Consider the following 13,666-nt stretch of genomic DNA (forward strand, 5'->3'; position numbering starts at 1 on the left):
GCGTGCGGGGGCGGAGCCGCGTGCGAGGGAGCCTGCGGTCCCTTGCGGGCCGTCGTGCCCGTGCCGCCTGTCGAAGCCGACGGCGACGGCGAACCGGAGGGCGCGCGGGACGGCGGTGCCGAGGGCGACGGCGGTGGGGCCGACGCCGAAGCCGAGGGGGACGCGGAGGGTGACGGCGAGGCGGCGACGCGAGGTGACGCGGCGTCATCGGACGGCTCGGGCGCCGCGACCGAGGGCGAGGGCGAGCCAGACGGCGACACCGACGGGGACGCCTGCGCAGCTGCCGACGGCGACGCCTGCGCGGACGCCGAGCCGGACGGCGCCGGAGCCGGCCGGGCCCCCAGCGTCACCGCCGTGACCGCGGCCGCGGGCGGCGCGACCAGGGCGGCCGCACCGGCGGCGAGCGTCACCACGCCACGCGGCCAACGGAGGACACCCGCACGCCGTCTGAAGCTGTGTCGCATCGAGAGACCCCTTCACGTCGGGTGCGGCGGGCTGCACCGTCCCGTTCCAGCCGGAAAGCAAGATCTGTTTATCCGATTTTTCCGACTTGAGATGATCAAGGGCTGCGAACGAGTGAGCGGCGTGCACCGAACAGCGCAGCGGGACGGGCACACACGTGGACCCCGCCCCTGAGTCAGGGGCGGGGTCCACGTGCGCCGGGAGGCAGTCCTGGTGGGTGCGTACCGAGACCTACTGCACCGTCAGTTCGGCGATGCCCGGGTGCTCCTTGGCCCCCGCCTCACCGCGCACCGTCACCCGCACGTACCGGGCGACGCGCGGTTCGTCGACGTCGCTCCAGTGCTCTCCGTCCACGGACACCTGGATGTCGTACGACACCGGCTTGACGCTCGTCCACGTCGGGGTGACCTTCTTGACGCGGACCGGCTCGCCGAGGTCCGCCGTCAGGGTGCCGGTGGCCGCGTCCGGGACCCAGGAGGTGGCCGTGTTGCCGTCGACCGCGGCGCCCGCGTACATGCCGGGCTCCTCCGAGGAGGCCTTGGCGGGCGTGCAGCGGGCCGCGTTGTCGGTCGGGGCGAGGTCCGGGCGGCGGGTCTTGAGGACGGCCGGGGCGTCCTCGCTCACGACCTGCTTGCCCTGCGGCGTGTCGAGCGTCATCGGCTCGCCGTCGGTCAGGCGCACCGTGGTGTGCTCGGCGCCGAGCTCGACGTCGTACGTGCGGCCCTGCCAGGTGAGGCCGCGCAGCGTGACGCCGTCGGCGAGCTGCGGCGGCAGCATCGGGTCCAGGCGCAGCCGGTCCTCCCGCATCCGCATCCCGGTCAGACCGTTGGTGAACGTCTGCAGGAAGCCGCCCTTCCCGGTCAGGAAGTCGTGCGCCGGCGAGCCCGCCAGCGGGTCGTGGGCGCCCGCCTTCTCCCCGCGGGCCTCCGAGAACTGCGCGAACGGGCCGCGCACGAAGGGCCTGATGGAGCGCTCCATGTACGTGTACGTGGAGCAGCCCGGCTCGCCGATCCCGGCGGCGTCGATGGCGTGCACCGAGTCCGTCATGGCCGGGCCGTCCGGGTCGGTGCGCTGCGCGTAGTAGTCGAGCGTGGCGGCCGCGGCGCCCTCGGGCATCGGCCACTCCAGCGGGTACATCAGCAGGACCGTGTCGGCCTGCTTGATCTTGCTGCCCTGGTAGCCGTCGTACTGCTCGAAGACCTTGCGCTGCTTGTCGTACGGAATGCGGATCCTGTCGGCGATCGACGCCCACTCGGCCGGGGCCTGCTCGCCCAGGAGCCGCGCGGCGCGCGTGGCGTTGCGCAGGGCCGTGACGGCGCCCGCGTTGGTGAACACCGCGTCGTCGACGCCGTTGCTGTACTCGTCGGGCCCGGCCGTGTCCTTGATGGAGTAGCTGCCGTCGGCGTTGCGGCTGACGCGGCCCGCCCAGAACTCGGCGATGCCCTTCATCACCGGCCAGCCGCGCTCCCGCAGCCACTTCGTGTCCTTGGTGGCCAGGTAGTACTGCCAGGTGGCGAGGGAGATGTCGGCCTGGAGGTGGATCTGGGTGCGGCAGTGCGGCGGGTCCACACTGTGGCACTCCTTGGCCAGGTCGCCCGAACTGCCGCTGTTCCAGGGGTAGAAGAGCCCCTTGTAGCCGAAGTCGCGGGCGTTCTCACGGGCCTTCGCGCGCGTGCGGTAGCGGTAGTCGACCACGGACTTGGCGAGCTCGGGCCGGGTCGCGAGGAGCCCGGGGTACATCCAGGTCTCGGCGTCCCAGAAGATCAGACCCGCGTAGTTGTCGCTGGTCAGACCGGCCGGGGCGATGCTGTTCCCAGCACCCTTGCGGGTGCTGGAGAGCAGCCCGTACTGCGCGGAGCGCACCCAGGTCTGGAGCTCGCGCCGGCCGGCCACCTCGATGTCGCTGCGCCACAGGCGCGCCCAGGCCGCGCTGTGGGACTTGAGCAGGGCGTCCCAGCCGCGCTCCGCGGCGCGCCGCGACGCGGCGGTGGCGTCCTTGCGCGGGGCGCGCGAGGTGAGGGCGGTGTCGACGCCCACGTACTTGGTGAGCTCGTAGGACTCGCCGCTGCGGACCGGCAGCGTGAGCGCCTGGCGGGCCGTCAGCTTCCTGGCTCCGTCGGCCCGTTGCTCCCGTGCGTCGCGCACGCCGTGTCCGGTGCGCAGTGTGGAGGCCACGGCTCCGTCGACCTTGGTGCCGTCGGTGCGGAAGGCGACGTCCATGGTCGGCCCGGGGCGGCCGTGGCGCTCGCCGCGGGTGCGGTCCCCGCCGCCGGTCTGCTGGACGCGCCGCGCGCCGCGGCCGTCGAGCAGGTCGGTGACGGTCGCCTCGCCGCTCCAGTGCGGCCGCAGCTTCAGGCGTACGGCGCCCACGTGCGGGTTGGTGCGGTCGGCGAGCACCTCGTAGACCAGGTCGGTGCGGCGGCCGTCGGACGCCGTCCAGGTCAGGGTGGTGCGGACGAGGCCGCAGTGCAGGTTGAGGCTCTGGCGGTAGGCGGAGATCCGGCCGGGCGGCGTCGAAGAGTTGAAGGTGTCGGCGCCCGGGCCGCCGGTGCTGACCGTGAGCGGGGTCCAGGTGGGCAGCGCGGCGACGGCCTGCCGGTCCCCCGCGGTCTGCTTGTTGTGCGCGTACAGGCCGGACACGAAGGAGCCGTCGTAGCGCGGGGTGAACAGCGGCCAGCCGGTCTTGGCGTCGCTGTCGGTGTAGCCGGCCCCGTTGGGCGCCACGCGCTGCCCCAGGTAGCCGTTGCCGACGAAGGCGTGGTGGGTGTCTTCGGGGTCGATGCGGGTGCTGTCCAGCGTCCAGCCGTCGCCCTCGCGGCACTGGGTGCCCGTGGCGGACGCGGCGGACGGCTGCGAGGTGGCGGTGGCCACCGGCGGCACGGCGGCGACGAGCACTCCGGCGAGCAGCGCCGCGGACAACCGGGCGGCGTACGGCCGGGAAACCAGGGAGTACGTCATTGTTCTCCGTCATGGTGATCTGTGCGAGTCCACGGACCATAAATTTTGTGAACGATCCCCGTCAATGACCGTGCAGGAACGATCAAGTCCCGAATACAGGAAGCGGAGATTACGCCACCGGGCCGCACAGTACTCCCCCTGATCACGCTCTGGCCGGTCCGAACTGCCCGTGCCATGATCGATGGGCCAGTGGCGGCGTACTGCCGGTGCGGGAAGGGGAGCGGCTTGCGGCTCGACGGATTGCGGCTCGACGGAAAGTGCGCGGTCGTCACGGGGGCCGCCCGGGGACTCGGCCGGGCCTGCGCCGTGGCGCTCGCCGCCGAGGGCGCCGATCTGGTCCTGCTCGACATCGCGGCCGACGTGCCGTCCGTGGGCTATCCGCTCGGCACGCCGGGCCAGTTGGAGCACACCGCCGAGCTGTGCCGCGCCCAGGGCGCGGCCGTGCTGTGCGCGCACGCCGACGTCCGCGACACCGGCGCCGTCACGCGCGCCGTCGACGCGGCCCTCGCCCGCTTCGGGCAGCTCGACGTCCTCGTCAACAACGCGGGGGTCGCGGCCCCTTCGGGCAAGGCCGTACACGACATCACGGACGACGAGTGGCAGTTCATGCTGGACGTCGACCTGTCCGGGGCGTTCCGGATGACCCGGGCCGTCGTACCGGGGATGATCGCCCGCCGCTCCGGCAGCGTCGTGAACGTCTCGTCGACGGCGGGCATGGTGGGCTACCGGCACTTCGCCGGGTACGTCGCCGCCAAGCACGGACTCGTCGGCCTGACCCGGGCCTGCGCCCTCGACTACGCGCCGTTCCAGGTGCGGGTGAACGCGCTGTGCCCCGGTTCCGTGCGGGACGACGAGCGGATGGAGGGCCGCATGCTCGCCGAGATCGCCCGCTCGCTCGACGTCCCGGCGGCGGACCACGAGGCCCTGTTCACGCAGGGCCAGCCGATGAACCGGCTGATCGAGCCGGAGGACGTCGCCGCGGCCGCCGTCTGGCTGGCGTCCGACGCGTCCCGGCAGGTGACGGGCACGGTGCTGCCGGTCGACGGCGGGTTCACCACGCGGTGAGGCGGGGTGGGCACGCGATGGGGCGGGGTGAGCACGCGATGGGGCGGGGCCGGCCCACGATCGGGCGGGTTCAGCACGCGACAAGGCAGGTTCGGCACACGACGAGGGGGCCGGGGATGCGTGACGGGGCCGGTGGCGGTGGCGGTGCGGTGTTCCGGCTGCGGGCGGGCGGGGGGTTCCGGCCGCGGGCGGGCACGGCCGCGCTGCCGTCCGGGGTGCGGGTGTGGGACGAGCCGGTGCCCTACGACTCCGGATGCGCCGCGGCCGTACGGCGGCGCGAGCGGGAACTGCGGCGTCCGCCGGGGCCGTCCGCGCCGTACCGGGTGGTGCTGCTGCGGTACGCGGACGGGGTCACGGACGTGGTGGTGACGGCTCGGGGCGGGGTGGATCTGGGGGGTGTGGTGCGGGGGGCCGTGCCGGGGGTCGAGGGCGGTGCCGTGACGGATGCCCGGGGCAGCGGTGTGCCGGATGCCGGGGGCGGCGGTGTGCCGGGGGCCGAGGACTCCGTCGCGCCGGATGCCGAGGCTCCCGGCATGCCGGATGCCGAGGGCCCCGGCATGCCAAGGGCGGGGGACGCCCTCGCGCCGGACGTCTCGACCGGCGGCGCCGGGACCCCTCCCCCATGGGGCTTCGGGAGGCCGGGCTCCGGACCGGAACGGCACACCGTGGCCGTCCACTTCACCGAGCCGACCGGGGAGCGGCTCTCCCCGCTGCTGTCCGCCGCCGTGGAGTTCGTCCTCTCCCGGTACGAGGGCGGCGCACCGGACGACCACACCGTGGCCGACGCCCTGGGCGCCGGGGCGCGCGCCCGGCCCACGTCCGGCGTGGCGCTCGCCCACCCCGCTCCGGCGCCGACCGGCGGCCCGGGCGCCGACCTCATCGACCACCTGCCGTACCGGTCCCCGCCCCACCCGCTGACCATCTGCCCCGTGACCGGGCCCGACACCGGCACCCTGACGCTCCACTTCCTGCACCGCGCCGACTGGTGCGCGCCCGAAGCGGTCCAGCGCTTCGCCCGCCACCTGACGTACGCCCTGCGCCAGTTGGCGGACTCGGCTCCTGACCGCCCGCTCGCGGACCTCGAACTCCTGGACGCGGACGAGCGCGCGCACCTGCTCGCCGCGGACGCCCCCTGCGCGCCCGGCCCCCGCCAGGGGGCCACCCTGCCCGCCCTCTTCGCCGAGCAGGCCGCACGGCACCCCGACCGCCCCGCCGTCGTCTGCGACGGCGACCCCCTCACGTACCGTCAAGTGGACCTGCGCGCACGCCGGATCGCCGCCGGTCTTCGTGCCGCGGGCGCGGGTCCCGGCACCCGCGTCGGCGTGTGCCTCGACCGGTCCGCCGACCTGCCCGTGGTGCTCCTCGCGGTGCTGCGCACGGGCGCGGCGTACGTGCCGCTGGATCCGTCCCAGCCGCCGGACCGGCTGCGCTATCTGATCCGCGACGCCGCGCCCGTCCTGATGGTGGGCGGCCCGGAGCACGTACCCGACGGCCTGGAGGTGCCGCGGCACGACGTGGCCGACCTGCTCGGGGGATCCGACGAGCCCGCCCCGGACGCCGGGAGCGCCGACGACCCGGCGTACGTCATCTACACCTCCGGCTCCACGGGGAAGCCCAAGGGCGTCGTCGTGCCGCACCGCAACGTCACCGCGCTCGTCGACGCCACCGCCGACGACTTCGGCCTCACGCCCGACGACGTGTGGACCATGTTCCACTCGGCGGCGTTCGACTTCTCCGTGTGGGAGATGTGGGGCTGCCTGCTCACCGGAGGGTGCCTCGTCGTGGTGCCGTACTGGGTGTCGCGCGCGCCGGACGACTTCCGGGCGCTGCTGGCCGGGCGCGGCGTGACCGTGCTGAGCCAGACGCCGTCGGCGTTCGGTCAACTGGCACGGGCGGACGAGGAGTTCGGCCGGCGGGGCGACGGCACCGCGCTGGCGCTGCGGCTCGTCGTCTTCGGCGGGGAGCCGCTCGACACGCGCGCGCTGCTGCCGTGGTTCGACCGGCATCCGCCGAGCCGCTGCCGCCTGGTCAACATGTACGGCATCACCGAGACCACCGTGCACGTCACGGCGCACACCGTCACGCGCGCCGACGCGCTCGCCGGTTCACGGTCCGTCGGCCGCGCGCTGCCCGGCTGGCGGGTGCGTGTCGCCGACGCGCGGGGCGGGCCGCTGCCGGTCGGCGTGGCGGGCGAGATCCACGTCAGCGGCGCCGGGCTCGCCCTCGGCTACCACCAGCGGCCGGAGCTGACCGCCGAGCGCTTTGTGACCGACCCGGACACCGGCCGCCGCGGCTACCGGAGCGGCGACCGGGGGCGGCTCCTCCCGGACGGCACCCTCGAACACCTGGGGCGCCTCGACGCGCAGATCCAACTGCGCGGCTTCCGCGTGGAGTTGGGCGAGGTGCGCGCCGCGCTGCTCGACCACCCGCGGGTGCGGGACGCCGCCGTGACCGTCGCGGGGCCGGGGACGGAGAGCGCACGCCTGGACGCGTACGTCGTGCTGGCGCCGGACGCCGACGGCAGGGGCGCGCTCCCCATCGGCGCGTCCGGCGCCGGTGAGCTCGCCGCTGACATTGGGCTCGCCTCCGACATGGCGCTCGCCGCCGACATCCGGCGCGTGGCCGCCCGGTTCCTGCCGGAGTACATGGTGCCGAGCACCGTCACTCCCCTGTCCGCGCTGCCGCTCACCGCCAACGGCAAGCTGGACGCGGCCCGACTGCCGCCGCCCACCAGGGCGGTGGCGCCCGCACCCACGCAGGCATCCATGGCCGCCGGTGTCGACGAGGAGCGCGGCGCGCTGCTCCTGTCCCTCTGGGCGGACCTGTTCGATACGCCCGTCGGCCTCGACGACAACTTCTTCGCGCTCGGCGGGAACTCCCTGCTCGCCGTGCGCCTGTCCGCCGCCCTGCGCGAGCGCGCCCTGCCGGATGTGTCCGTGCGCGACCTGTATCGCGCGCCGACGGTGCGGGGCCTCCTCCAGTTCCTCACCGCCGATACCGACGGCACCGACGGCACCGACGGCGCACCCGCGCGACGCCCCACCGCCCGGCCCGCCCGCCGGGGCCGACTGCTCGACCTCCCCTAGGCCACGTCCCCGCAGGACCCAGGACACGTACCCCAGGAGCGGCATGCGTCTGACGACCGAGCACCAGCACGTCGACATCGACACCCTCGACCCCGCGTCCATCGACCTGTTCTCGCCCGCCTTCTACGCCACCGGCGACCCGCACGGCGCGTGGCGTGCGCTGCGCGCCAAGGCGCCCGTGCACTGGCAGCAGGTCGACGAGGAGCGGGGCTTCTGGTCCGTGACCCGCTACGACGACGTGTGCCAGGTGCTGCGGGACTTCCGCTCCTTCTCGTCCGAGCACGGCAACCTCCTCACCGTGCTCGGCACCAGGGACCGGGCGGGCGGCAAGATGCTCGCGGTCACCGACCCGCCGCGCCACACCGCCATCAAGCGGCAGATCAACGCGTACTTCTCCACCGCGGCGATCCAGCGGTTCGAACCGCAGCTCAGGGAGCTCGCGCGGCGCTGCGTCGCCCCGGCCGCGGCGGGCGAGCCGTTCGACCTCGCGGCCGCGACGGCCTTCTACCCGATCGCCTTCACGGCACTGCTCATGGGCATCGACCGCGCACAGTGGGCGCGCCTGAAGCGCTTCGCGTACGTGGCGATCGCCGACCAGGACCCGGGCGTGACGGAGGGCGAGAACGGCGCGGAGGCCGCCCGGCGCCTGGAGCGGGCGCACGCCGAGATCTTCGCGTACTTCATGGGCGAGATCGGCCGCGGCGACTTCGAGGACCGGGACGACCTGACGGGCGCGGTGGTGCGGGCGCAGGTCGACGACCGGCCACTCAGCCGCGAGGAGCGCATGTACAACCTCTACAGCGTGCTGCTCGGCGCGACCGTCACCACGTCCCACGCGGCCAACGCCGGGGTGCTCGCCTTCGTCGACGACCCCGAGCAGTTCCGCCGCTGGCAGGACGACGGCACCACCGACGCCCTGGTGGAAGAAGTGCTCCGCTGGTCGTCACCCGCCAACCACTTCCTGCGCCACGCACTGCACGACACGGAGATCGGCGGCGTACGCATCCGCCAGGGCGAAGCGGTCGTGGTCTGGCTCGGCTCGGCCAACCGCGACGAGTCGGCCTTCCCCGACCCCTACCGCTTCGACGTCACACGGAACCCCAACAAACACATCGCCTTCGGCGTGGGCGCCCACCGCTGCATCGGAGCCCCCATGGCCCGCCTCGCCCTCAAGGTCTTCTTCGAAGAAGTACGCGACACCGTCGACCACTTCGAGGCCGCAGGACCCGTCGAACACCTGGCGTCGAACTTCATCGCGGGCATCCGCAGCCTGCCGGTACGCACCGTCCTGAAGCCGGGGCACGCCGAGGCCCTCAGCGCGCTGTCGCCGCTGACACCGGCATGACGGGGGCACCCGGGGTCTACCCCTCCCCCGCGCCCGGGGGTGTGCACCAGTGCGTCCGCCGCCGCTCCCGATGGAGGCTGACCTCACTTCGAATCCGCCGCAGTTGAGGGAGCCCGTACCGTGTCCGTCGCTCGAACCTCGCACCGCCACCGCCGAGTCACCACAGCCGTCGTCGCCGCCACGATCCTCGCCGGGGCGGGCGTCGTCAGTGCCGGCGCCGAATCGGGGACGTCCGCCGCGCCCTCCGCCAACGCCGCCACCCAACGCGGCACCCTGCTCTCCGCCGAGTTGCTCTACACCCTCACGTCGGCCAAGGACTCCGCAGCCGAGCTCACCGCCTCCGGGTACGACCCCGGCGCCGCCGACTACGGCGTGGACGCGTACCGGCTCGTCTACCGCACCGTCGACGCGAAGGGCCAACCCGCCACCGCCAGTGGTCTTTTCACCGTCCCGCGCGGGGTTCAAGGGCGGCTGCGGACTGTCTCGTTCGCCCACGGCACCGGCGTCCACCGCGTCGACGCGCCCTCGATGCAGCGGAAGGTGTTCCTGACCGGCCCCTCCATCGCGTACGCCTCCGCGGGCTTCGCCACCGTCGCGCCCGACTACCTCGGCATGGGCACGGGCCCGGGCAAGCACCCCTGGATGGACGTGCCGTCCGAAGCCACGGCGTCCCTCGATCTGCTCCGCGCCGCCCGCCAGTTCGCCCCGCGCACCGCACGCTCCCTGGACCGTGACGTCCTGGCCACCGGCTTCTCGCAGGGCGCGTCGGCTGCGCTCGGGCTCGGCAGGGCCCTCCAGGCGGGCGAGGACCGGTACTTCAGGCTCGGCGCCCTCGCCCCGATCAGCGGGGCCTACGACTTCGGGGGTGCGGAGCTCCCGGCGCTGCTCGCGAGCGACAGTGAGCTGGAGCCGAGGTGGCGCGCGGTGTACGCCGCGTACACCTTGGTCGCCTTCGACCGCGTCCAGGATGTGTACGACAACCCGGGCGAGGTGTTCCGCGACCCTGGCGTGCAGGAGCTGTTCGACGGTATGCACACCGGCCCGCAGATGCTCAACGCGCTGCCCCGCACGCTGGACGAACTGCTGACGCCGCACGGGCGCGACCTGCTGGCCCGGCCCAGGGGCGGCCTCGCGGCCGGGCTGCGGAGGACCGACAGCGTGTGCAAGGACTGGAAGCCCAAGGCGCCGATTCGGCTCTACATGGCACAGGGCGATGAGCAGGCGACCGCCCGGAACACGGCCAACTGCGCTGCGGCCTTCCGGAAGAAGGGAGTTGGGGTGCCGGTCGTCGACCTCGGCGCCGTCGACCACCAGAAGTCACGGCACCTCGGCTCGAACGTGCAGGGAACGGCGGAGGTGGTGCACTGGTTCAGCACGCTCCGGACGGGCGGCAACCGATGACCCGCCCTCGCCGACCTCGACCTGGCGCGCGCCGCGGTCATTTCTCAGCGCGTGAGGCAGGGGGGCTCGCGAACGCGCCGTCGGCGGTGAAGGCGCGTGCGGCGAAGCGTTCGCCGATGCGGCGGTGGGTGGCGGCGTCCGGGTGGAGCTCGTCGGGCAGCGGCCGTTCCGTGGCGTCCGCCTCGCCGTAGAGGTCGCGGCCGTCGAGGTGGTGCAGGTTCGGGTCGTCGGCCGCGCGCTGTGCCACGATCCGGGCGAGTTCGTCGCGGATGACGCCGAGCGTCAGCTTGCCGCTCGCGCGCTCCGCCGGATCGCCGGTGGCCCGGAACCGGAGCTGCCCGGTGCTGAGGGTGGACGTGTCCAGGGCGCAGGGTCCCGGCGTGTCCTCATGGATGGGGCACAGGATCGGCGAGACGACCAACAGCGGTGTCGTGGGGTGGCCTTCGCGGATCGTGTCGAGGAAGCCGTGGACGGCGGGGGTGAAGGCACGCAGGCGCATCAGGTCGGCGTTGACGAGGTTGATGCCGATCTTGACGCTGATCAAGTCGGCGGAGGTGTCGCGCACTGTGCGGGCGGTGAACGGGTCGAGCAGGGCGCTGCCGCCGAAACCCAGGTTGATCAAGTCGACGTCGCCGAGCGCCGCGGCGTGTGCGGGCCAGGTGGCGCTGGGGCTCGCGGCGTCCGAGCCGTGGCTGATCGAACTGCCGTGGTGCAGCCAGGTCCTGCGCCCCCGGTCCGGTGCGGGCTCGACGGGGGCGTCGGTGCGCAGGGCGGCGAGGTGGGTGGTCTCGTTGTGGGGCAGCCAGATCTCTATGTTCTTGACGCCGTCGGGCAGGTCGGTGAAGCGGAGGGTGTCGGGCTGCCCGGCCTGGTGCTCAACGGTGCCTGTGGTCATGTCGATGGTGAGCGTGTTGCCTCCCACCGCGCTGGCCTGGCCGGTCAGGCGGCCGTCGACGAACAGGTCGTACACGCCGTCCGGGCGGGGCGGGGCGCCCACGTAGACGCGCTTGGTGGGCAGCGTGTCGAGCTCGACGGCGGTGGCCCGGGTGCGGAAGGCGAGGCGGACGCCGGAGGGCTGGGACTCGGCCATGGCCAGCTGTCCGTCGGTGTTCTGGGCGCGGGCCCAGGCGGGCAGCCGGTGCGGCAGGGCGCCGTGCTCGGTGTGCTCGACCTCGATGGCGCCGCGCAGGAGGTCGATGGTGACGGGTGTGGTGATCCAGTCGTGGGGGGTGGTGTGCATGGCCTCAACCTGTTGATCAATGGGGCGGGTTGTACATGGACTACGTGGACCGGCTCGACTACGCGGACGGCGCCGGCCAGTTCCGCAGCAGGGCGTCGAGAGCGTCAAGAACCCGCGTCCAGGTCTCCTGCGAGTCGGGGGCGCTGTGACTGAAGCCGCCCCCGAGCTCCAGGCTGACGTAGCCGTGGAAGACGCTGCCGAGGAGCCGGACGGCGTGCGTCTGGTCCGGCTCGGTCAGGTCGTAGCCGCGCAGGATCGCCCGCGTCATCTGGGCGTGCCTGCCGCCCGCACTGGCGGCGGCCTCCTCGGGGGTGAGCCGCAGTTGGGCGGCGGCGTAGCGGCCGGGGTGCTCGCGGGCGTAGTCGCGGTAGACGTTCGCCAGGGCGGCCAGGGCGTCCTTGCCGGCCCGCCCGGCCAGGGCGGCGGCGCCCCGGTCCGCGAGCTCCTCCAGGGCGAGCAGGGCGATCCTGACCTTGAGGTCCTGGGAGCTCTTCACGTGCGAGTACAGGCTCGCGACCTTGACGTCGAACCGCCGGGCGAGCGCCGAGACGGTCACCTGCTCGAAGCCGACCTCGTCGGCGAGCTCCGCCCCGGCCCGGGCCAGACGTTCAGCGGTCAGCCCTGCGCGCGCCATGCTCATCCTCTCGTTCACCTGAGAGGATTATGCAGTTACCTAAAAGCTTTAGGCAAATCATCTTCAGCTATAGGTGCCCTCCGTGGCGCTCCACTGCGCCGCGAGCCGTGCCCACGCGTCCTGGTCGTAGGGGCACCGGGGACGCAGGTTGACGCGTTCGCTCAGGAGCGTGCGCGCCAGGTCGTGGCGTCCGGCGTGCAGGGCCGCCTCGACCAGGGTCTTCTGCACGGCGTCCCGCTGGGCGTGGCTGCCGCCGAAGGTGTGGACCCGGTGCCGCAGCGGAAGCAGCAGGTCGACCGCGTCGTCGTAGCGCCCCTGCCCGTAGGCCACGAGCGCCCGGCACACCGGGAGGCCGATCTCGGCGGTCATCGGGACGTTGGAGAGCCCGGGGCGTCCCGACCCCGCGTCCCGCAGCCAGGCCTCCCGGTCGCGGATGAGCTGTTCGGCGTCGGCCAGGCGGTCGGCCCCGACGTGGGCCATGACGGCGTGGACGTCGTTGAAGGCGTAGTACGCGCCGTCGCCGCGCCGCGCCCAGGCGTCGGCGAGCGCGGGCCAGCGGCCGCCGGTGTCGACGCCCGCCAGGTAGAGGCGCCAGAGCAGGGACGCGGCGTCCAGGAGCTCCATCGCCGCCCCGGCCGAGCCGTCGTGGTGCACGGCGGCGTCGTAGACGTCCAGGACCTTGTCCGTACGGCCGGTCTCCAGGACGTACAGGGCGTAGTGCCACCAGTTGTGCACGTTCAGGTAGTTGCCGCTCGACCAGTCGTCCGCGCGGGCGTCGAGGTAGCGGATGCCGTCCTCGTACCGCCCCTGCATCTCGTAGGCGTGCACGACGGCGTGGATGCCCCACACGTCACGCGCGTTGCGTTCGACGGCGTCCAGGCCGACGCGCTCGGCCAGGGTGTAGTGCCCGGCCTCCTCCAGGCCGAACGCATACATGCCCTGGAGCAGGCCGTAGTGCGGATCGTCCGGGTCCCAGGCGGACAGCGCGCCGCCCACGCGATCGCGCAGCAGCACCGCGTTGCCGGTGAAGAAGTCGATCTGGTGGCCGACCGCGAGGGCGAGGGCGTCCTTCGGGTGCGCCACGACGAGCTCGGCGAGGACCCGGCCCGCCTGGTGCATGTCGCCGTCGAGCCAGAGGGACGCGGCCTCGACGTGCATGCGCTCACGCGGCGTCAGGTCGGCCGCGTGCACGTCCCCGCGGTACGCCTCGAAGGCCGTCGCCGCCTCGGCCGCGTCCTTCTCCTCCGTGCCGAGCAGGCCGAGGTAGGCCCCGAAGACCTGGCCCATGGCGGACCGGGGCGAGGCGTCGAGCACCGCCCGGGCCGCCGCCGCGACGTCCTCGCGGAAGTACAGCAGGTGGTCGAGCGCCTGCTCGTAGTGGAGCGCGGCGTCGGCGCCGGTGTGCGTCATCGCGTATGCGTGCCGGTCCGTGACCACTGTGTCCTCCTGCCGATTCGCCCCGTGCCGTACTGATC

General features: G+C 73.6%; 8 protein-coding genes and 1 pseudogene. 5 read left to right on the forward strand and 4 right to left on the reverse strand.

Going from position 1 to position 13,666, the window contains the following annotated elements:
• Positions 1-636 (forward strand): annotated as a pseudogene (locus tag ACFWZ5_RS06030) (hypothetical protein); the annotation flags it as partial.
• A gap of 57 nt (positions 637-693) precedes the next feature.
• On the opposite strand, the gene ACFWZ5_RS06035 reads toward ACFWZ5_RS06030, so the two are convergent.
• On the reverse strand, positions 694-3,420 hold the full coding sequence (locus tag ACFWZ5_RS06035) for a discoidin domain-containing protein (RefSeq protein ID WP_384788832.1): 2,727 nt from the start codon (positions 3,418-3,420) through the stop codon (positions 694-696).
• A gap of 240 nt (positions 3,421-3,660) precedes the next feature.
• Between ACFWZ5_RS06035 and ACFWZ5_RS06040 the strand changes: the two genes are divergently transcribed.
• From ACFWZ5_RS06040 to ACFWZ5_RS06055, 4 genes are all read left to right on the forward strand, one after another.
• Entirely contained in the window at positions 3,661-4,485 is an 825-nt protein-coding gene (locus ACFWZ5_RS06040; RefSeq protein ID WP_384788982.1) for a mycofactocin-coupled SDR family oxidoreductase, read from the forward strand.
• Positions 4,486-4,601: 116 nt separating this feature from the next.
• Positions 4,602-7,571 carry an amino acid adenylation domain-containing protein gene (locus tag ACFWZ5_RS06045; protein ID WP_384788834.1) on the forward strand — a complete coding sequence of 990 codons (2,970 nt, stop codon included), beginning with the start codon at positions 4,602-4,604 and terminating at the stop codon, positions 7,569-7,571.
• A 43-nt stretch (positions 7,572-7,614) separates the two neighbouring features.
• Positions 7,615-8,916, forward strand: coding sequence for a cytochrome P450 (locus ACFWZ5_RS06050; RefSeq protein ID WP_384788837.1), 1,302 nt, complete (start codon positions 7,615-7,617; stop codon positions 8,914-8,916).
• Between the two features lie 120 nt (positions 8,917-9,036).
• Positions 9,037-10,317 (forward strand): alpha/beta hydrolase family protein, encoded by a 1,281-nt coding sequence (locus ACFWZ5_RS06055; protein WP_384788840.1) that lies wholly within the window; start codon positions 9,037-9,039, stop codon positions 10,315-10,317.
• Between the two features lie 37 nt (positions 10,318-10,354).
• Here the strand turns inward: ACFWZ5_RS06055 and ACFWZ5_RS06060 are convergent, their stop codons facing one another.
• The 3 genes from ACFWZ5_RS06060 to ACFWZ5_RS06070 all read right to left on the reverse strand — a co-directional run bounded on the left by ACFWZ5_RS06060 (position 10,355) and on the right by ACFWZ5_RS06070 (position 13,601).
• Positions 10,355-11,557: a GDSL-type esterase/lipase family protein gene (locus ACFWZ5_RS06060; protein ID WP_384788843.1), complete on the reverse strand. Its 1,203-nt coding sequence runs from the start codon at positions 11,555-11,557 to the stop codon at positions 10,355-10,357.
• A gap of 58 nt (positions 11,558-11,615) precedes the next feature.
• Positions 11,616-12,191 carry a TetR/AcrR family transcriptional regulator gene (locus ACFWZ5_RS06065; RefSeq protein WP_384788846.1) on the reverse strand — a complete coding sequence of 192 codons (576 nt, stop codon included), beginning with the start codon at positions 12,189-12,191 and terminating at the stop codon, positions 11,616-11,618.
• A gap of 63 nt (positions 12,192-12,254) precedes the next feature.
• Entirely contained in the window at positions 12,255-13,601 is a 1,347-nt protein-coding gene (locus tag ACFWZ5_RS06070) for a tetratricopeptide repeat protein (protein WP_384788849.1), read from the reverse strand.
• Between the last annotated feature and the right edge of the window lie 65 nt (positions 13,602-13,666).

Source organism: Streptomyces sp. NPDC059003, from assembly GCF_042740445.1.
GTDB lineage: Bacteria > Actinomycetota > Actinomycetes > Streptomycetales > Streptomycetaceae > Streptomyces.